Here is a 19535-nt window from a genome sequence, read left to right as displayed (position 1 = left end):
TCATGACATTCGGATGTCCGCTATGTTGCGAATAGCGGCCCCGTCCGAAACCTGGTCGTTCCCTACCCGGCATCCCGGGTAGTGAAGATCGCCCCGCGCGGGCAAAGGCGCAGCATGTGGGCACGTCCTCGAATATCGGCCAGGTCTTTACGTCATATGAATGTCATGACATATTGGCCCATGGCCTCCTCCCTTAAGGACACGTCGGAGGGTTTGCATGGCATTGCGGAAACGGTCGATGGGTGTCGTCGCGGTCATCACCGCCGCCGGTCTGGGGCTCGCCGCCTGCGGCCAGTCCTCCGGCGGGGGCGGTGAGACCATCGAGCTGACGATCGCCCAGAACGCCATCGCCGGCGGCAAGAACGCGGCCGCGGCGCAGTACATCGCCGACTGGGTGATCCCCAAGTTCGAGGCGGCGCAGAAGGCGAAGGGGAAGGACGTCACGGTCAAGTTCGTTCCCAGCGGCGTCGACGACGAGCAGTACAAGACCAAGCTCTCCCTCGACCTCAAGTCAGGCAAGGGCGCGGACGTGATCGACATCGACGGCATCTGGGCCGGCGAGTTCGCCGAGGCCGGCTACATCAAGCCGCTGTCGGAGCTGGTCGGGGCCGAGGCCGACAGCTGGGACGGCTGGGCCCAGATCCCCGAGGCCGTGCAGGCCATGACCGAGTTCAACGGCAAGAAGTACGCCCTGCCCGTCGGCACCGACGGCCGCGTGCTCTACTTCAACAAGAACCTGTTCGCCAAGGCCGGGTTGCCGGCCGACTGGCAGCCCAAGAGCTGGCAGGAGATCCTCGACACCGGCGCCAAGCTCAAGTCCTCCGGCGTGCCCGTGCCCATCCAGATCAACGCCGGCACCGCGATGGGCGAGGCCACCTCCATGCAGGGCGTGTTGCCGCTGCTCGCGGGCGCGGGCGGCGAGGTGCAGAAGGACGGCAAGTGGACCGGCGCCTCCCAGCCGCTGAAGGACGCGCTCGGCCTCTACCAGAAGATCTACGGCGGCGGCCTCGGCGATCCCAAGCTCCAGCAGGAGGCCAAGGGCCGCGACAAGTCGTTCCAGCAGTTCGCCGAGGGCAAGATCGGCATTCTGATGGAGGGCGACTACTTCTGGCGCGGCGTGGTCAACCCCAAGACGGGCGTGGCCAAGATGGCCGACCGCGATCAGGCCGTCGGCTACGCCATGATCCCCGCCATCGAGCCCGGCAAGGGCATCCGCGGCCAGGACTTCGTCAGCATGTCCGGCGGCGCCCTGCGCACGGTGAACCCCAACAGCAAGCACCCCAAGGAGGCGTTCGAGCTGCTGGCCTTCACGCTCTCCCCGGAGGCGCTGAAGGAGGAGACCAAGGACGGCAACGTCCGCATCACCCCGCGCACGGACGTCAACAAGGAGATCCTGGCGGGCGAGCCGCTGCTGACGTTCATCTCGGAGAAGGTGCTGCCGGTGACGGCCTACCGCCCGCCGGTCGCGCTCTACCCGCAGGTGTCGGTGGCGTTGCAGGAGGCCACCGCCGCGGTCGCCGGCGGCACGGCTCCGGACCAGGCCGCGGCCGACTACCAGAAGAAGCTTGAGGGAATCGTCGGTGGCGCAGGCAATATCGCCTCCTGAGGCAGGCGCCGGCACGAGGGAGCCCTCCCGCTACAGCTCGGACGCGGCGGGCCTGGGAAAGGCGCGGGCCGGGGTCTTCATGGCCCCCGCCCTGCTGCTGATCGCCGCCTTCCTCGTCTTCCCCGCGCTCTGGGTGCTCTACCTCGGCCTGACGAACTACCGCCTGACGGGCATCGCCGCCGCCGAGCCGCAGTTCGTCGGCCTCGACAACCTCCTCGACGCGGTCGCGAACCCGACGTTCTGGAGCTCCACCTGGCTGACCGCGCAGTTCGTGCTGGGCTCGGCCGTCATCGGGCAGGTGGGGCTGGGCTTCACCATCGCGTGGCTGCTGCGCGACCGGCGCGGCCCGCTCAAGCGGGTGGTCGAGGGCCTGGTCATCCTGGCCTGGATCCTGCCCAGCGCCATCGTGTCGTTCCTGTGGGTGGCGCTGCTCGACCGCGACGGTGGCACGCTCAACGCGCTGCTCGGCATCCCCGGCACCGCCTGGCTGCTGGACCATCCGATGTTGTCGATCATCGTGTTCAACACCTGGCGCGGCACCGCGTTCTCGATGATGTTGTACGGCGCCGCGCTCGCCAACGTGCCGCCCTCGCATCTGGAGAGCGCCCGCCTGGCCGGCGCCTCCGGCTGGCAGCAGCTCAGGGACGTCGTGTTCCCGCACATCAGAGGGCACATCCTGACGAACCTGCTGCTGATCAGCCTGTGGACGTTCAACGACTTCACCCCGTTCCTGCTCACCGCCGGCGGCCCCGACGGCAAGTCGGAGGTGCTGGCCGTGCACGTGTACAAGGTGGCCCTGCAGGGCGGAGAGCTGGGCTACGGCGCCGCCGTCTCGACGATCATCCTGCTGATCAACCTGGTCGTGGCGGTGTTCTACCTGCGGCTGTTGCGGAGCAAGAAATGACGCGATTCGTCCTGGGCCGGATCGGGTTCTACACGCTGATCGCCGTGCTGCTGGCGTTCTTCACGATCCCGCTGCTGTGGCTGGTGACCGCGCCCTTCACCTCCGACCCCACGTACGAGGTGTCGGTGCCCGACTTCACCTGGGACAACTTCCGGGCGGTCGTGGAGCATCCGTACGCGCTGCCGTCGTTGTGGAACTCTGTCGTGCTGTCGGTGGGCACCGCCGTGCTGGTCGTCCTGCTCTCCGCGCTGGCCGCCTACGCGCTCAGCAGGGTGCGGCTGCCCGGCCGCGACGCCCTGCTGTACGCGCTGCTGCTGCTGTCGTCGATCATCACCGGCACGGCGGCCATGGTGCCGCTGTTCCAGCTCGCGGTGGAGCTGAACCTCATCGACTCGCAGCTCGGGCTGATCCTCATCCTGAGCGGTGGCCTGCTGCCCGCGGCGATCTTCATGCTGAAGGACTTCATGGACGCCACGCCCAAGTCGTACGAGGAGTCGGCGCGCGTCTTCGGCGCCACGCCGCTGCAGATCGTGCGGCACGTGGTGGTCCCCCTGGTGCGGCCGGGGCTGGCGACCATCGCGGTGTGGGCCGTGGCCAACGTGTGGGGGAACTTCCTGATGCCGTACCTGCTGCTGAGCGACGTGGAGAAGCAACCGGCGGCGGTGATCACGTACACGCTGTACACCGAGGGCGGGCAGGCCAACCTCAGCATGTTGTCCACGTTCGGGCTGCTCTACTCCATCCCGGTGGTGCTCATGTACCTGTTCGTCAGCAAGAAGTACGGCTTCCGCTTCCACGGAGGGATCAAGCGTTAATGGCCGCCATCGAACTACGCGGGCTGACCAAGGTCTACCCCGGCGGGGTGAAAGCGCTCGACGCGCTCGACCTGGCCATCCCGGACGGCGAGTTCTTCGCCCTGCTCGGGCCCTCCGGCTGCGGCAAGACCACGCTGCTGCGCACGATCGCCGGCCTGGAGACCGCCAGCGGCGGTGCCGTGGTCATCGGCGGGCGCGACGTGACGGGCGTGCAGCCGGGCGGCCGGGACGTGGCCATGGTGTTCCAGGACTACGCGCTGTTCCCGCACATGGACGTCACGGACAACATCGCCTACCCGCTGCGCATCAAGAAGGTCGCCAAGGGCGCGCGCCGCGACAAGGCCGCCGAGGTGGGAGCCCGGCTCGGGCTCGACCACCTCATGGACCGGCGGCCCGGGCAGCTCTCCGGCGGGCAGCAGCAGCGGGTCGCGCTGGCCAGGGTGATGGCCACGCAGGCGCAGGCGTACCTGTTCGACGAGCCGCTGTCCAACCTGGACGCCCGGCTGCGGCTGGAGGCCCGCACGTTCCTCAAGAAGCTCCAGCGCGAGCTCGGGGTCACCACCGTCTTCGTCACCCACGACCAGGCCGAGGCGCTGGCGATGGCCGACCGGATGGCGGTCATGGAGGCCGGGCACATCCGGCAGATCGGCACGCCGGCCGAGGTCTTCCAGCGTCCGGCCAACACCTTCGTGGCCGGGTTCATCGGCTCCACGCCCATGAACCTGCTGGACGGCACCGTGCGAGGTGACACGCTGGAGGTGGCAGGGTGCAAGATCGCGGTCCCCTCCTCCGCCGGGGGAGCGCTGTCCGACGGGGAGGAGATCGTGTACGGCGTACGGCCCGAATACCTGACCTACTCGGCCGAGCCCGCGGAGGGCGCGTTCGGCGGGCAGGTGGCCATCGTGGAGAACCTGGGGGCCTCCCACCTGGTGACCCTCGACGTCAACGACGTGAGCGTGCAGGCCGTGGTGCCCGAGGGCAGCGAGCCCGCGGTGGGCGACGACGGCTACGCGGTGCCCCGGCGTGACCGGGCGCTGGTCTACCGGAACGGAGAGCTGGTGTGAGAGGGCACTGGTCGCTGGACGACCGGCTGGAGCGGATCCTGCGGGAGGCGCCGTTCGAGGTGCCTCCGGGGACGGCCGCGGTGCACGTGAAGCTCTCCTACGACAGGTCGCAGGGGGTGATCGACCTCGGCTGCGGCGCTCCCGGCGGCTTCCGCGGCTGGTCGGGCGGCGCGCGCGACGAGTACACGATCACCCGCGACTGGGCCACCCCCGGCTACCTGCCGGGCGAGCCCGAGCCCGGCACCTGGAACGTGTGGCTGCGGCTGCACCGCATCCCGCCGCAGGGCCTCGACTACACGCTGGACATCTCCTGCGAACCGGTCGCGCCGCCCGAGCCGGTGGCCGAGGAGCCGCCGCACGGCGCACGGCCGCCGCGCCGCGACATCCCGGACGTGGACGGCCTGCGCTGGTACGCCGGCGACTTCCACGCCCACACCGTCCACAGCGACGGCGGCCTGACCATCGCGGAGCTGGCCGAGCTCGCCCACGGGCGCGGGCTCGACTTCCTGGCCGTCACCGATCACAACACGGTCAGCCACCACCCCTGGCTGGGCAGGATCGACCGGGGCGTCACGCTCATCCCCGGCCAGGAGGTCACCACCGACCGGGGGCACGCGAACGTGTTCGGCGAGGTCGGCTGGGTGGACTTCCGCGAGCCCGCCGACTCCTGGTCCGAGCACGCCGAGCGCGCGGGCGGGCTGATCTCGATCAACCATCCGCTCGGCGGCGACTGCGCCTGGCTGCTGCCGATCAGCCGCCGGCCGCGCGTGGCCGAGGTGTGGAGCTCCGGCTGGTGGGACCGCCGCTGGGGCGCGCCGCTGGCCTGGGCCGACGCCTGGCGCGACGACGTGATCGCCATCGGCGGCAGCGACTTCCACCGGCCCGGCTCCGACGGGCTGCCCGGCGCGCCCACGACCTGGGTGCTGGCCGAGGATCCCGCCGCCGTGCTCGACGGCGTGCGCGCCGGGCGCACCGCCGTTTCCACCGGCCCTGACGGGCCGCTGCTGCTCAGGCTGGGCGACGAGCTGCTCGTGCTGGACGCCGACGGCCTGGTCCTGGTACGCCCCGGCGGCGCCCGGCAGGTGGTCCGCGGCGAGCGGGTGCTGCTGCCGGCCATCGACGGGCCCCACAGGCTGGAGACCTACGACAACGAGGTGATCGCCCTATGCGCGTGAGGAAAGTCGCCAACGCCCCCGTGAGCTTCGGCGTGTTCGAGCTGAGCGACGGGCCGCCGCCGCTGACCGCCGACGAGATGGTCCGCGCGCTGGCCGAGGCGGGCTACGAGGGCATCGACTCCGGGCCGATCGGCTACCTGGGCACCGGCTCCGAGCTGGCCGACCGGCTCGGCGGGGCCGGGCTGCTGCTCTGCGGCGGCTGGGTGGACCTGCCGTTCCACGACGCGCAGGCCTACGACAAGGCGCTGCCCACGCTGACGGCGGCGCTGGACGTGTTCGCCGCCGCGCCTCCGGGGGACCTGCCGCCGCGGCCCACGATCGCCTGCCCGGGCACGCCGGAACGGTTCGCGCGGCCCGGCGGGACCGCTCCAGGGCTGCCGGCCGGCGAGTGGCCCGCGTTCGCCGCCCGGGTCCAGGACACGACCGAGCGGTGCCGCGCGCGCGGCTTCGAGCCGGTCTTCCACCACCACCTCGGCACCCACGTCGAGACGCCCGAGGACGTCGAGCGCCTGCTGGAGCTGACCGACGTGCAGCTCTGCCTGGACACCGGCCACCTGCTGCTGGCCGGCGGGGACCCGGTCGCGGCGCTGCGCGCCTGGGCCGACCGCGTCGGGCACGTGCACATCAAGGACGGCGACACCGCGATCCTCGCCCGGGCCCTGGCCGACGGCGTGGACCTGCGCGAGCTCATGGGCCGGGGCGGGTTCGCCCCCCTCGGCGAGGGCGAGCTGGACCTGCCGGCCGTGGTGCGCACGCTGGACGAGATCGGCTACGAGGGCTGGATCGTGATCGAGCAGGACACCCTGCCGGGGCGGCGCACCGTCGCCCAGAACATCGCCGACCAGGCGGCCAACCGCCGGAAGCTGAAGGACTTGGGGCTTTGAGAATCGCGCTCGTGGGGTGCGGGGCCGTCACCCAGGCGGTCTACGTGCCGCTGCTGTCCCGGCGGCGGGACCTGTTCGAGGTGAGCGCCGTCTGCGACCTGTCGCGCACGCTCGCCGACGCCGTGGGCGACCGGCTGGGGGCCGCGCGGCGGTACACGGCCGTGGCGGACATGCTGGCCGACGGCGGGTTCGAGGCCGTCGTCGTGCTGGCGTCCGGCTCGCACGGCGAGACCGTGCGGCAGGCGCTGGCCGCCGGGTACGCCGTGCTCTGCGAGAAGCCGCTCGCGCTGACCAGGGCCGAGGTGGCGGCGCTGCCCGAGGGGCGGCTGATGGTCGCCTACATGAAGCAGTACGACCCGGCCGTGCGCCGGGCCGAGGAGGTGCTGGCCGAGCTGGGCGGGCCCGAGGCGATCAGGGCGGTCGAGGTGACCGTGCTGCATCCGAGCGGGGAGTCGCAGCTCGCGTTCGCGAACCTGACGCCGGCGGGCGACGTGGATGCCGGGCTGCTGGCCTCGTTGCGCGCGGCGGAGCAGGATCTGGTGTCGCGGGCGCTGGGGGAGGAGGCCCCGGAGCAGGTACGGAGCCTGTACGCGGTGGCGCTCGGCTCGATCTGCCACGATTTGTCGCTCATGAGGCGCTTTACCGGCTCTCCTGCGGAAATTTCGTACGTTGAGATGTGGGGGCCCGCGCCCGGCTCGATCGAGATCTCCGGCCCCCTGCCGGTGCGGGGCCGCTTCTCCATCCGGTGGCACTACCTGGAGGACTACCCCGCCTACCGCGAGACCGTGGCCATCCACCACGACCGGGGCTCGCTGGAGCTCGTCTTCCCCTCGCCCTACCTGATGAACGCCCCGACCACGCTCACCGTGGTGTCCGGGGGCGAGAGCCGTACGCACTGGCGTGACGTGACCGAGGCGTTCGAGGTACAACTGGCCGCCTTCCATGCTTACGTGAACGATGGCAAGCCACCGCTCACCGACGCGGGCGGCGGGCTGGAGGACATCGTCACGGCGCAGCGCATCGCGGCACGCTACGCCGTACTGAATGATCTGCCCTTGGGAGGCGAGTCAGCGTGAGCACGGAGATCGTCGTCGTACCGCACACGCACTGGGACCGGGAGTGGTACGAGCCCTTCCAGCGCTTCAGGCTGCGCCTGGTGGCACTGCTCGACGAGGTGCTCGACACGATGGAGCGCGAGCCGGCCTACCACTTCACCCTCGACGGCCAGCTCGCCTGCGTGGACGACTACCTCGAGGTACGCCCGGAGAACCGCGACCGCGTGGCGGCGCTGGTGGAGTCGGGGCGGCTGGCGGTGGGGCCGTGGCAGATCCTGCTCGACGAGTTCCTCTGCTCCGGCGAGAACATCATCCGCAACCTGGAGCTGGGCATGGCCAGGGCGGACAAGCTGGGCGGCGCCATGCCGGTCGGCTACCTGCCCGACATGTTCGGCCACACGGCGCAGATGCCGCAGATCCTGCGCAAGGCCGGGCTGCTGCACGCCTGCGTCTACCGCGGCGTGCCGGCCGCCGTCACCACCGACGCCTTCGCCTGGGTGGCGCCCGACGGCACGGCGCTGCGCACGCAGTACCTGCCCGCGGGCGGCTACGGGAACGGGGCCTACCTGTTCCACGACGGAGAGGGGCTCAAGGAGCGGGCGGCGGGGTTCGTGCGCACCATGCGGGAGTGGCACGGGCCCGAGGGGCCGCTGCTGGCGATGTACGGCACCGACCACTCGGCGCCGGTGCGCGGGCTGCCGGAGATGGTGGCCGAGATCGGCGCCCGCATGGACACCTTGTCCGGATACATCGGCGCCCATTCGGGTGAGGTGGACGGCCTGCCGCAGGTGCACGGCGAGCTGCGCTCCCACGCCCGCGCCAACATCCTGCCCGGCGTCATCTCCATCCGCCCGCACGTCAAGCAGGCCATGAGCCGCGCCGAGCGGATGGTCGAGCGGTACGCCGAGCCGCTGGCCGCGCTCTGGGGCGAGGAGTGGCCCGGCCGCTTCCTCGACATGGCGTGGTGGCGGCTGGTGGACGCCAGCGGCCACGACTCGGTGACCGGCTGCGGCGTGGACGACACCGCCCAGCAGGTCGCCGCCCGCATCGCCGAGGCCGAGCAGCTCGGGCAGGCCGTACGCGACATGGTCACCGCCCGCCTGGCCCGGGCGGTGCCGTCCGACGGCGTGCTGATCGTCAACCCCACCCCCGGCGCCCGGCGCGGCGTCGTGGTCGTGGACGTGGCCGGCACCGACCCGCTGGTGGGCCCGTCGGGCGCGCCGGTGCCGGTGCAGCCGCTGGAGTACGCGGCCACGCTGCTGCTCGACGAGGAGATGGACCCGGCCACGGCGCTGACCTTCGTCCACGGCACCGAGCTGTACGGGCAGCACATCACGGGCTGGACGGTCGAGGACGGGACGCTGACGTTCACCGTGGCCCGGGAGACGTCCGTGGTGTTCGACGCGGGCGACCTGCGCGGAGCCCTCGACGGCGTGTCCCGCGTACGCATCCTCGCCGAGCCCCGCCGCACGGTGGCCGCCCTGGTGGAGGCCCCGCCCCTCGGCCACACGAGCCTGCGTCCCGCGCCGCGCGACCACGTGTACGGCGACCCGCAACCCCTTCCCGGCACGCACCACCCGTCCTGCTGGCTCAGCTCCGACTCGGCCCCCCTGCCGGTGCGGGGCGACGAGGAGGTGCTGGACAACGGGCTGCTGCGGGTCACGATCGCCCCCGACGGCACCCTGACCCTGGTGGGCCGGGACGGCACCACGGTCACCGGCGCGGGCCGCATCGTCGACGGCGGCGACGTGGGCGACACCTACAACTACGCGCCGCCGCAGGCCGACGTGACGGTGTCGCGGCCGGTGGACGTGGAGTCGGAGCTGATCTGCACGGGGCCGCTGGTGGCGATGGTGGACGTGCGGCGCACCTACCTGTGGCCCGCCTCGGGCGAGGGCGTCGAGGGCGCTCCCGAGCTGCCCGCCGCGGCGCGCGGCGCCAGGATGGAGGAGATCGCCGTCACCACCCGGGTCGAGCTGCGGGCGGGCGAGCCGTTCGTGCGGTTGCGGGTCGAGTTCGACAACCGCTGCGCCGACCACCGGGTACGCCTGCACGTCCCGCTGCCGGCGCCGGCCACGCAGTCGTACGCCGAGGGGCAGTTCGCGGTCGTCACCCGCGGGCTCACCGCGGAGGGCGGCTGCGGCGAGACCCCGCTTCCCACCTTCCCCGCCTCGTCGTGGGTGGCCGCCGGAGGCGTGGCGGCGCTGCTGGAGCACGTGACGGAGTACGAGCTGGCGGACGGGGAGCTGGCGCTCACGCTGCTGCGCTCGGTCGGTTACCTCTCCCGCAACCGCAACGCCCTGCGCCCGGAACCGGCCGGCCCGCAACTGCCCACTCCGGCGGCGCAGTCGCGCGGGGTGCGGTCGGTGAGCGTGGCGCTGATGCCGTACCAGGGGTCGTGGGGCGAGGTGGTGCCGCAGGCGGAGGCCTTCAGGCACGACCTGCTGGTGGTGCCGGGGCTCGGCGAGCGGTTCCTGCCGCTGCCCGAGCCCGCGGCCGGGCTGTCGGTGAGCGGGGACGGCGTGGTGATGACCTCGCTGCGCGAGCGCGACGGGTGGCGGGAGCTGCGGGTCGTGGCGCTCACCCCCGAGGCCGCGGAGGCGGTGGTCAGCGGGCGCTTCACCCAGGCGCGCCGGGCCGACCTGCGGGGACGCCCGGGAGAGCCGCTCGACGTGACGGACGGGACGCTCCGGTTGCCGCTGGGGGCGTGGGAGATCGCCACGGTGCAGCTGTTGTAGGGGATCACCGGTCGAGGCGGCGCTGGGCCTCCTCCCTGGCCGCCCTGGCGCTGTCCTCGTCCGAGCGGGGCAGGCCGAGCGCCAGGGCCCGGTCCAGATCCGCCGGCGAGCCCGCCTGCCAGAGCCGGGAGGCCAGGGTCGTGCGGGCGCTCACGTCGCCCGGCATCCTGGTCACCACCTGCCTGCCCAGCTCGACCGCCTCCTCCGCGTCGCCCATCGACAGGGAGATCGGGCGTACCGGGGCGGTGACCATCGTGCCGTCTCAGTTGTGCAGCCCGAGCTGGCGGGCCGCGCGGATGGCCAGCCAGACCTCGGCGAAGGCCGCGCTGGAGTCGAGGTCCCTGCCGCTGAGCTCGCTGAATCGGCGCAGCCGGTAGGCCAGGGTATTGGGATGGATGTGCAGGGCCGCGGCGGCGTCGCGCATATGGCGGTTGTGTTCCAGCCAGGTCCGTACGGAAGCCAGCAAAGAGGAATGGTGCGCCCCGTCGTAGGCGAGCACCTTGCCCAGCACGTAATCCACCAATGCGGCCAGGGTGTCCGGGTCCTCGGGCAGCCACCGGCCTGTCGTGTCGTCGCCGTACAGGACGAGCCCGCGGCCCGACTCGGCGGCGTGCGTGGCCGCCCAGGCCGCCTCGCGCTGGGCCACCCGCAGCGGCTCCCCTGGCGGGAACGGGCGGCTCATCCCGGCGGCGACCCCCGGCACGGCGGCCACGGCGGGGCCGATCCCGGGCGGGCCCAGCAGGTAGTGGTCGTCGCCGCGGCGCAGCATCAGGTGCGGCAGGTCGTCCACGGCGCGGCGCAGGGCGTCGTCGGGGACGCCGCGCACCACCAGCAGCACCATCTCCGACTCAGTGTCCGGCTCCATGGACAGGCCGAGGCGGGCCAGGCGGCGGCGGGCGGCCGGCGGGTCGAGGAGGTCCTGCAGCAGCTCGGCCAGCGTCTCCGCGCCCTCCCTGCGCAGCGTCTCGCGCTCGTGCCTGGCCATCGCGACCTGGAGCGCGGCCACCGTGGCGATGTGCTGGACCACGGCCAGTCCCGCGGGGCGGGCGCCCTCCCGCTCGAAGGCCACCAGATAGCCGGCGGGGCCGCCCGGGGCCGAGACGGGCAGCACGAAGCCGCCGGGGATCGTGGGCGGGGCGTCGGGCGCGGCGGGCAGGACGGCCGGCGGGGGGACGGGGACGCCGGGCAGGAGCGGGCGGCCCGAGCGGGTGGACAGGTAGACGTCGTAGCCGGACAGGCGTTCCAGGCGCTTGAAGAGCGTGGCCGTGTCCAGGTCCTCCGTGGCCAGCCAGCGCAGCGCGCCGAAGACCTGGAGCTGGGCGCCGAGGCGGTGGCTGGCGTCCTCCTGGAGCGCCGCCGCGACCTCCTGCGCGATCGCGATGAACGGGACCGCCAGCGGCACCTCCAGCACCGGCATGCCGCGCTCCTCGGCGGCCTCGAAGAACGCCGGGTGCAGCGGCGGCACGTGGAGCTGGGCCGACAGGGCGAGCGCGGAGACGCCGGCGTCGTCGAGGCGCTCCAGGTAGGCCCGCTGCCTGGCGGCCGTGCGGGGCACGCCGATGCCGGTCGTCATGATGACCTCGGCCCCGAGCAACCACGGCGTCGGGTCGTCCAGCTCGCTGACGTGCGCCCACGAGACCGAGCGGGACAGCCCGGCCTCGCCCGCCAGCACGCGGAGCTGGAGTGCGGGGGAGCGGAGGAGGTCCTCCACGGTGAGTTTGTGGTCGGCCACAACACACACCGTAGTACTTCGTGATGACCACAATTGCCGCAGGTCAGAGGCGTGACGAACACTGAGGCGCATGAACCTCGGTCCCGTCGACTCCAGCAAGGTCCCGCGCTTCGCGGGCCCCGCCACCTTCGCCCGCCTGCCCCGCCTGGACCAGGTGGAGCGGGCGGACGTGGCGGTGGTGGGCGTGCCCTTCGACACCGGTGTCTCCTACCGGCCCGGTGCCCGGTTCGGCCCCGCCGCCGTACGGGAGGCGTCCCGGCTGCTGCGGCCCTACCACCCCGGCCTCGACGTGTCCCCGTTCGAGCGGGTGCAGGTCGCCGACGCCGGGGACATCGCGGTCAACCCGTTCGACATCGGCGCCGCCATCGAGACCATCGAGGGCGCGGCCGACGATCTCGACGCCAGGCTCGTCACCATCGGCGGCGACCACACGATCGCGCTGCCGCTGCTGCGCTCGGCGGCCAGGAAGCACGGCCCCGTGGCGCTGGTGCACTTCGACGCGCACCTCGACACGTGGGACACCTACTTCGGGGCCGAGTACACGCACGGCACCCCGTTCCGCCGGGCCGTCGAGGAGGGCGTCCTCGACACCGAGGCGCTCAGCCACGTCGGGATCAGGGGCTCCCTCTACGGCAAGAAGGACCTGGAGGAGGACCGGCGGCTCGGGTTCGGCATCGTGACCGCGGCCGACGTGCTGCGGCGCGGGCTGGACGAGGTGATCGACCTGCTGCGGCAGCGGGTCGGCGACCGCCCGCTGTACCTGTCCGTCGACATCGACGTGCTCGACCCCGCGCACGCCCCCGGCACGGGCACCCCCGAGGCCGGCGGGCTCACCAGCCGCGAGCTGCTGGAGATCCTGCGCGGCCTGGCCGGGCTGAACCTGATCGGGGCCGACGTGGTCGAGGTGGCCCCGGCCTACGACCACGCGGAGATCACCTCGATCGCCGCCTCCCACGTGGCCTACGACCTCGTCAGCCTGCTGGCGCTCCAGGAGAAGACATGAGCAGCGGCTCCCTCACCGAGATCGAGACCTACGGCGTCGAGCGCATCCCCGACGCCGACCGCAACGCCCGCCCCGTCGACCTGTTCAGGGTCGCCTTCGGCGGCGCCAACACGTTCGCGACGTGCGTGCTCGGCGCCTTTCCCATCCTGTTCGGCCTGTCGTTCTGGCACGGCCTGGCCGCCACCGTGCTCGGGCTGGTGGCGGGGGCGCTGATCCTGGCGCCGCTGTCGCTGTTCGGGCCGCTCAACGGCACCAACAACGCCGTCTCCTCCTCCGCGCACCTGGGCGTGCACGGCCGGATCGTGGGCTCGTTCCTGTCGCTGCTGACCGCGATCGCGTTCTTCTCGATCTCGGTGTGGTCGTCGGGTGACGCGCTCGTGGGCGGCGCCCACCGGCTGGTGGGGCTGCCGGACACCGACCTGTCGTACGGGGTCGCGTACGGGATCTTCGCCATCCTCGTGCTGGTGGTCTGCGTGTACGGCTTCCGGTTCATGCTGTTCGTGAACAAGATCGCGGTCGCGGCGGCGTCGCTGCTGTTCGTGCTGGGCGTGTTCGCCTTCGCCGGCGACTTCGACCCGTCGTACGCCGGCGCCGTGCAGCCGGGCGACGCCCTGTTCTGGCCCTCGTTCATCGGCGCGGCCCTGATCGTGCTGTCGAACCCGGTCTCCTTCGGCGCCTTCCTCGGCGACTGGTCCCGCTACATCCCGGCGAGCACCCCGCGCGGGCGGGTGATGGCGGCGGCGTTCCTGTCGCAGCTCGCCACCATCCTGCCGTTCTTCTTCGGCCTGGCCACCGCCTCGATCATCGCCACCAAGGCCGCCGAGTACGTGGACCCCGCCGCCCCCAACTACGTCGGCGGCCTGCTGGCGGTCTCGCCCGGCTGGTACTTCGTGCCCGTCTGCCTCATCGCCCTGATCGGCGGCATGTCCACCGGCACGACCTCGCTGTACGGCACCGGCCTCGACTTCTCCAGCGTCTTCCCGCGCTTCTCCCGGGTCCAGGCCACCGTGTTCATCGGCACGCTGTCGATCGTGTTCATCTTCATCGGGCGTTTCGCGGCGAACCTCACGCAGAGCATCTCCACGTTCGCCACACTGATCATCACGTGCACGGCACCCTGGATGGTGATCATGATGCTCGGCTACGTGACGCGGCGTGGCTGGTACGACCCGGAGGCGCTGCAGGTGTTCAACCGGCGCCAGCGCGGCGGCCGCTACTGGTTCGCGCACGGCTGGAACTGGCGCGGGCTCGGCGCCTGGCTCGTCTCCGCCGGGCTGGCGCTGATGTTCGTCAACCTGCCGGGGCAGTTCGTCGGGCCGCTGGGGAGCCTGGCCGGCGGGATCGACATCTCGCTCCCGGTCGGGCTGGCCGTGGCCGGGCTGCTCTACCTGGTGCTGCTGGCGCTCTTCCCCGAGCCGCGCGAGGTCTACGGGCACGAGGGGCCGCGCCTGGTCCGCTCGGCCGACACGCCCGTCCTGCCGATCGTGGAGCCGGTGACGTGATGGAGCTGATCGACCTGTCGGCGCCGATCGAGACCGGGATGCCCGTCTACCCCGGCGACCCCGAGGTCTCGGTCGGCCCCGCCCTCACCGTGGCCCGCGACGGCGTGAACGTGCTGGGCCTGCACCTGGGCTCCCACTCGGGCACCCACGTGGACGCGCCCTTCCACCTCGACGACGCGCTGCCCACGCTGGACGAGCTGCCCCTGGAGCGCTTCCACGGGCCCGCCGTCGTGGTGGACGCCCGGGGGCGGGCGCCGCGCTCGCCGATCGGGGCCGAGCTGTTCGGGCACGTGAGCGCGGGGATGATCGTGCTGGTGGCCACCGGGTGGCCGTTCGGCAGCCGGGACCACCCCTTCCTCAGCGCGGAGGCCGCCGCGCTGCTGGTCGAACGGGGCGTGCGCACGGTGGGCATCGACGCGCTGAGCGTGGACCCGACGCCTGCCGACGACTTTCCCGCGCACGAGGCGCTGCTGCGCGCGCACGCGGTCATCGCGGAGAACCTGGTGGGGCTCGATCGATTGCCGGCAGACCGGCCGGTCGAGGTGTCGATGTTCCCGCTGCGGATCGCCGGAGGTGACGGCTCGCCCGTGCGGGCGGTCGCCCGGATCGGCTAGCGGGTGCCCCAGGAGTAGGTCTGCTTGCGCAGCTTGAGGTAGACGAACGACTCGGTGGCCCGGACGGCGGGGATGGCGCGGATCTTGCTGAGGATCTCCAGCAGGTGCCCGTCACCCTCGCAGACCACCTCGACGATGACGTCGAAGGAGCCGGCCGTGAGCACGACGTAGTCGATCTCCTCGATGCCGGCCAGCTCGTCGGCCACCTTCTCCAGGTCGCCCTCGCAGGTGACGCCGATCATGGCCTGCCGGGGGAAACCGAGCGTGAGCGGGTCGGTGACCGCGACGATCTGCATGACGCCGGCGTCCTGGAGCCGCTGCACGCGCTGGCGTACCGCGGCCTCGGAGAGGCCGACCGCCTTCCCGATCGCCGCGTACGGCTTGCGCCCGTCGGCCTGGAGCTGCTCGATGATCTGCTTGGACAGGTCGTCGAGGACCACCGGGCCGCTGGAGCCTGCGCTGTTTCGGCGTACGCGGGGCGGCGTCGTCATCGATCGGATTCCTCCTAGCGGTCCGGCGTTACGGGGACGTTCCCGCCGGGTTGCCGTCCTGGTGCGACATGTTGTCAGTTCTTCGCGGTCTGTCAAGCGAATTCGTAGCAATTTGATATCTTCACCACGAAATCCCTTGTCGTGATGCATCTGCTCTGTCAGAGTCGCGGCATCTCAGCCACCTCACGAGGAGGTCATCACCTTGACCACCCGTCTGCAGAACTACATCAACGGTGAGTTCGTGGACGCCAAGAGCGGCCGATTCTCCGACATCATCGATCCGTGCACGGGTGAGGCCTATGTCCAGGCTCCCGTCTCGGGTCAGGAGGACATCGACGCCGCCTTCGCCGCCGCGGCCGCCGCGTTCGAGTCGTGGGGCAGGACCACCCCGGGCGAGCGGGCGAACCTGCTGCTCAAGGTCGCCGACGCGATCGACGCCCGGGCCGATGAGATCAACGAGGCCGAGTGCCGCAACACCGGCAAGCCCCGCGCCCGCATGGCCGAGGACGAGACGCCGGTCGCCGCCGACCACTTCCGCTTCTTCGCGGGCGCGGCGCGCACGCTGGAGGGCCCCACGGCCGGCGAGTTCCTGGCCGAGCACACCAGCGTCATCAGGCACGAGCCGATCGGCGTGGTCGGCCAGGTGACGCCGTGGAACTACCCGATGATGATGGCGGTCTGGAAGATCGCCCCCGCGCTGGCGGCCGGCAACACGATCGTGCTCAAGCCGTCCGACACCACCCCGGTCTCCACGCTGAAGCTGGCCGAGATCCTCGGCGAGGTGCTGCCGCCCGGCGTCTTCAACGTCGTCACGGGCGACCGCGAGAGCGGCGCCATGGTGGTCAGCCACCCGACCGCCGCCATGGTGGCCATCACCGGCTCGGTCGGCGCCGGCATGTCGGTGGCCAAGAGCGCCGCCGACGACCTCAAGCGCGTGCACCTGGAGCTCGGCGGCAAGGCGCCGGTCGTGGTCTTCGAGGACGTCAAGGACCTGCGCAAGGCCGCCGGCGACATCGCCACCGCCGGCCTCTACAACGCCGGCCAGGACTGCACGGCCGCCTGCCGGGTGCTGGTGCACGAGAGCGTGCACGACGAGTTCGTGGCCGCGCTCACCGAGGCCGCCGCCGGCACCGTCACCGGCGACCTGGGCAACGAGGACGCCCTCTACGGCCCGCTCAACAACGAGAACCAGCTCGCCAGGGTCCAGGGCTTCATCGACCGGGTCCCCGCGCACGCCAAGGTCCTCACGGGCGGTCACCGCGTCGGCGACAAGGGCTACTTCTTCGCCCCGACCGTCGTGGACGGGCTGCGCCAGGACGACGAGATGGTGCAGAACGAGGTCTTCGGCCCCGTGATCACCGTCCAGACCTTCACCGACGAGGCCGACGCCCTGGCCAAGGCCAACGACGTGAAGTACGGCCTGAGCGGCTCGGTCTGGACCTCCGACCACGGCCGCGCGATGCGCATGTCGAACCGGCTCGACTTCGGCGTGGTCTGGGTCAACACGCACATCCCGTTCGTCTCGGAGATGCCGCACGGCGGCTTCAAGCACTCCGGGTACGGCAAGGACCTGTCGGTGTTCGGTCTGCACGACTACACCCGGGTCAAGCACGTCATGCACTACATCGGCGAATAGCGGCAAGGAACGAACCTGGAAATGACCGGGCTGAGTGCGATTGAGCTTGCGGACGTCGTCAAGGAGTATCACTCGCATGGCGAGGTCGTCCAGGCAGTCAAAGGCGTGACGCTGGGCATCGAGGAGGGGGAGTTCTTCTCCCTCCTCGGCCCGTCCGGCTGCGGCAAGACCACGACCATGAGGATGATCGCGGGCTTCGAGGCGCCGACGAAGGGCCTGGTGAAGCTCTACGGCCAGGACGTCACGAACGTCCCCCCCAACAAGCGCGACGTCAACATGGTCTTCCAGTCCTACGCGCTCTTCCCGCACATGAGCGTCTGGGACAACGTGGCGTTCGGGCTCAAGCAGCGCAGGACGCCGAAGGCGGAGATCGACCGGCGGGTCGGCGAGATGCTGGAGATCGTCGACCTCGCCGACCGGGGCAAGCGCATGCCGCGCCAGCTCTCCGGCGGCCAGCAGCAGCGCGTGGCCCTGGCCAGGGCCCTGGTCAACCGGCCGCGCGCGCTGCTGCTCGACGAGCCGCTCGGCGCGCTCGACCTCAAGCTGCGCCAGGCCATGCAGGTCGAGCTCAAGCGCATCCAGCGCGAGGTCGGCATCACGTTCGTGTACGTCACGCACGACCAGAGCGAGGCGCTGACCATGAGCGACCGCATCGCCGTCATGAAGGACGGCGTGGTCGAGCAGCTCGCCGGCCCGCGCGAGATCTACGAGCGGCCCGCCACGGCCTTCGTGGCCGGCTTCATCGGCACCTCCAACCTGCTCGCCGGCGCCGCGACCGGCGGCGAGCTGAAGGTCGGCGGCGGCAAGGTGCTGGTGCCCGGCCACGACGGCGACGTGACGGTGACCGTGCGGCCCGAGAAGATCACCATCGGCACGGAGGAGCCCGCGCAGGAGCTGAGCGCCGTGCAGGGCATCGTGGCCGAAGTGGTGTATCTCGGCACGTATAACAGCTATGCGGTGACTCTCGCTGACGGGGCCGAGATCACCGTGTTTCAGCAGAACGCGCATGACGCGACGGCCACGGCGGAGCGGGGCGACTCCGTCTGGCTGTCGTGGCAGGCGCAGCACTCGTACGTGATTGGAAGTTGATAGCACCCCATGAACCCCTTCATGCGTGGAATGACGCAGCCCCGCACCCGTCGTGACGTCTTCCGCCTGGCGGGTTTCTCCGCCGCCGGGCTCGCCCTGGCCGCCTGCGGCGTGCAGGGGCAGAAGGCGGCGCCCCCGAAGGCCGACGCCGTGGCCGACTACTGGGCCAAGCAGAAGAAGAACGGCAAGGTCGTCTTCGCCAACTGGCCCGAGTACATGCCGGAGGACAAGGGCCCGCTGGAGAAGTTCAAGCAGGACACCGGCATCGCGTACGAGTACAAGGAGGTCATCCAGGAGAACGCCGAGTTCTTCGGCAAGGCCGACCCCGTGCTGCGCGCCGGGCAGTCGCTGGGCTACGACATCGTCGTCATGACGAACGGCATCCAGCTCCAGCACATGATCGAGCTGGGCTACGCGGTGCCGCTCGACCACGCCAAGCTGCCGAACTTCCAGGCCAACGCCGGTCAGAAGTACAAGGAGCGCTCGTACGACCCGGGTAACAAGTACACGGTGCCGTACACCTCCGGGGTGACCGGCATCGCGTACAACACCAAGTACGTCAAGGACGAGATCACCAGCATCGAGTCGCTGTTCGACCCCAAGTACAAGGGGCGGGTCGGCATGATGGCCGACGCCCAGGAGATCGCCAACTTCGGCATGATCGCGCTGGGCATCGACCCGGAGAAGTCCACCGAGGCGGACTGGAACAAGGCCGGCGAGAAGCTGAAGGCACAGCGCGATGCCGGAATTGTGCGGAAATATTATGATCAGTCGTATATCGACGCCGTGTCGAAGGGCGACGTCTGGCTGACCATGGCCTGGTCCGGCGACGTGTTCCAGCGGCAGCTCGCCGGCGAGCCGGTGAAGTTCGTCGTGCCGGCCGAGGGCGGCACGATCTGGACCGACAACATGCTCATCCCCAAGGGCGCGGCCAACCCGGTGGACGCCCTCATGCTGATGGACTACCTCTACCAGCCGGCCGTGGCCGCCGAGCTGGACGAGTACATCCAGTACGTCACCCCGGTCCCCGCCGTGCAGGACCTGCTGCGCGAGAAGGCCAGGACGGCCAAGGGCGAGGACAAGAAGGCGCTGGAGGACATGGTCGACAGCGCGCTCATGTTCCCCTCCGAGGCCGACTACGCCAAGCTGCGCAACTACACCCAGCTCACCACCCAGCAGGAGCAGGTGTTCAACCCGATCTTCCAGTCCATCACCCAGGCGTAACCG

The 19535-nt window shown here is 71.2% G+C and carries 17 protein-coding genes; 14 read left to right on the top strand and 3 right to left on the bottom strand.

What is annotated here, in order from left to right; translation table 11 throughout:
* The first annotated feature begins 217 nt into the window (after nucleotides 1–217).
* From AB0I79_RS21205 to AB0I79_RS21170, 8 genes are read left to right on the top strand one after another with little or no spacing between them, the layout of a single operon-like run.
* Nucleotides 218–1606 (top strand): extracellular solute-binding protein, encoded by a 1389-nt coding sequence (locus tag AB0I79_RS21205; RefSeq protein WP_357875407.1) that lies wholly within the window; start codon nucleotides 218–220, stop codon nucleotides 1604–1606.
* A complete protein-coding gene (locus tag AB0I79_RS21200) occupies nucleotides 1581–2510 on the top strand; it encodes a sugar ABC transporter permease (protein WP_357875405.1) in 930 nt (309 codons plus the stop codon). Before AB0I79_RS21205 ends, AB0I79_RS21200 begins: the two co-directional genes overlap by 26 nt.
* On the top strand, nucleotides 2507–3325 hold the full coding sequence (locus AB0I79_RS21195; RefSeq protein ID WP_185109440.1) for a carbohydrate ABC transporter permease: 819 nt from the start codon (nucleotides 2507–2509) through the stop codon (nucleotides 3323–3325). Before AB0I79_RS21200 ends, AB0I79_RS21195 begins: the two co-directional genes overlap by 4 nt.
* The gene (locus AB0I79_RS21190; protein WP_357875403.1) at nucleotides 3325–4389 is read left to right on the top strand and encodes an ABC transporter ATP-binding protein; all 1065 of its coding nucleotides are present in this window, start codon (nucleotides 3325–3327) and stop codon (nucleotides 4387–4389) included. Before AB0I79_RS21195 ends, AB0I79_RS21190 begins: the two co-directional genes overlap by 1 nt.
* Nucleotides 4386–5564 (top strand): CehA/McbA family metallohydrolase, encoded by a 1179-nt coding sequence (locus AB0I79_RS21185; protein ID WP_357875401.1) that lies wholly within the window; start codon nucleotides 4386–4388, stop codon nucleotides 5562–5564. The genes AB0I79_RS21190 and AB0I79_RS21185 overlap by 4 nt, the downstream gene beginning before the upstream one ends.
* The gene (locus AB0I79_RS21180; RefSeq protein ID WP_357875399.1) at nucleotides 5555–6448 is read left to right on the top strand and encodes a TIM barrel protein; all 894 of its coding nucleotides are present in this window, start codon (nucleotides 5555–5557) and stop codon (nucleotides 6446–6448) included. The genes AB0I79_RS21185 and AB0I79_RS21180 overlap by 10 nt, the downstream gene beginning before the upstream one ends.
* A complete protein-coding gene (locus AB0I79_RS21175) occupies nucleotides 6445–7524 on the top strand; it encodes a Gfo/Idh/MocA family oxidoreductase (protein WP_357875397.1) in 1080 nt (359 codons plus the stop codon). The genes AB0I79_RS21180 and AB0I79_RS21175 overlap by 4 nt, the downstream gene beginning before the upstream one ends.
* The gene (locus tag AB0I79_RS21170) at nucleotides 7521–10241 is read left to right on the top strand and encodes a glycoside hydrolase family 38 C-terminal domain-containing protein (protein ID WP_357875395.1); all 2721 of its coding nucleotides are present in this window, start codon (nucleotides 7521–7523) and stop codon (nucleotides 10239–10241) included. Before AB0I79_RS21175 ends, AB0I79_RS21170 begins: the two co-directional genes overlap by 4 nt.
* 4 nt (nucleotides 10242–10245) lie before the next feature.
* Here the strand turns inward: AB0I79_RS21170 and AB0I79_RS21165 are convergent, their stop codons facing one another.
* Both AB0I79_RS21165 and AB0I79_RS21160 read right to left on the bottom strand, forming a co-directional pair.
* A complete protein-coding gene (locus AB0I79_RS21165) occupies nucleotides 10246–10494 on the bottom strand; it encodes a hypothetical protein (RefSeq protein ID WP_357875393.1) in 249 nt (82 codons plus the stop codon).
* A 9-nt stretch (nucleotides 10495–10503) separates the two neighbouring features.
* Nucleotides 10504–11973 (bottom strand): PucR family transcriptional regulator ligand-binding domain-containing protein, encoded by a 1470-nt coding sequence (locus AB0I79_RS21160; protein WP_357875391.1) that lies wholly within the window; start codon nucleotides 11971–11973, stop codon nucleotides 10504–10506.
* Between the two features lie 70 nt (nucleotides 11974–12043).
* Between AB0I79_RS21160 and speB the strand changes: the two genes are divergently transcribed.
* The 3 genes from speB to AB0I79_RS21145 are packed head-to-tail and all read left to right on the top strand — an operon-like array spanning nucleotide 12044 to nucleotide 15092.
* Complete coding sequence (speB, locus tag AB0I79_RS21155) at nucleotides 12044–12976, top strand: agmatinase (protein ID WP_357875389.1); 933 nt, start codon at nucleotides 12044–12046, stop codon at nucleotides 12974–12976.
* Nucleotides 12973–14478, top strand: coding sequence for a cytosine permease (locus AB0I79_RS21150; RefSeq protein ID WP_357875387.1), 1506 nt, complete (start codon nucleotides 12973–12975; stop codon nucleotides 14476–14478). The genes speB and AB0I79_RS21150 overlap by 4 nt, the downstream gene beginning before the upstream one ends.
* Entirely contained in the window at nucleotides 14478–15092 is a 615-nt protein-coding gene (locus AB0I79_RS21145) for a cyclase family protein (protein WP_357875965.1), read from the top strand. Before AB0I79_RS21150 ends, AB0I79_RS21145 begins: the two co-directional genes overlap by 1 nt.
* Here AB0I79_RS21145 and AB0I79_RS21140 read toward each other — a convergent pair.
* Nucleotides 15089–15583 (bottom strand): Lrp/AsnC family transcriptional regulator, encoded by a 495-nt coding sequence (locus tag AB0I79_RS21140; RefSeq protein ID WP_357875385.1) that lies wholly within the window; start codon nucleotides 15581–15583, stop codon nucleotides 15089–15091. The genes AB0I79_RS21145 and AB0I79_RS21140 overlap by 4 nt on opposite strands.
* A gap of 202 nt (nucleotides 15584–15785) precedes the next feature.
* Between AB0I79_RS21140 and AB0I79_RS21135 the strand changes: the two genes are divergently transcribed.
* Genes AB0I79_RS21135 through AB0I79_RS21125 form a run of 3 tightly spaced genes read left to right on the top strand, consistent with a single transcriptional unit; the run spans nucleotide 15786 to nucleotide 19532 of the window.
* Nucleotides 15786–17219 carry a gamma-aminobutyraldehyde dehydrogenase gene (locus tag AB0I79_RS21135; protein WP_357875383.1) on the top strand — a complete coding sequence of 478 codons (1434 nt, stop codon included), beginning with the start codon at nucleotides 15786–15788 and terminating at the stop codon, nucleotides 17217–17219.
* 21 nt (nucleotides 17220–17240) lie between these two features.
* Nucleotides 17241–18308 (top strand): ABC transporter ATP-binding protein, encoded by a 1068-nt coding sequence (locus tag AB0I79_RS21130; RefSeq protein ID WP_357875381.1) that lies wholly within the window; start codon nucleotides 17241–17243, stop codon nucleotides 18306–18308.
* Nucleotides 18309–18329: 21 nt separating this feature from the next.
* Nucleotides 18330–19532, top strand: a complete 1203-nt coding sequence (locus AB0I79_RS21125; protein WP_357875379.1) for a spermidine/putrescine ABC transporter substrate-binding protein — start codon at nucleotides 18330–18332, stop codon at nucleotides 19530–19532.
* Nucleotides 19533–19535: the final 3 nt, after the last annotated feature.

Source organism: Nonomuraea sp. NPDC050202 (assembly GCF_040656115.1).
GTDB lineage: Bacteria > Actinomycetota > Actinomycetes > Streptosporangiales > Streptosporangiaceae > Nonomuraea.
Note: the sequence above shows the minus strand (reverse complement) of the source record. Positions and strands in the feature narration are given on the sequence as shown.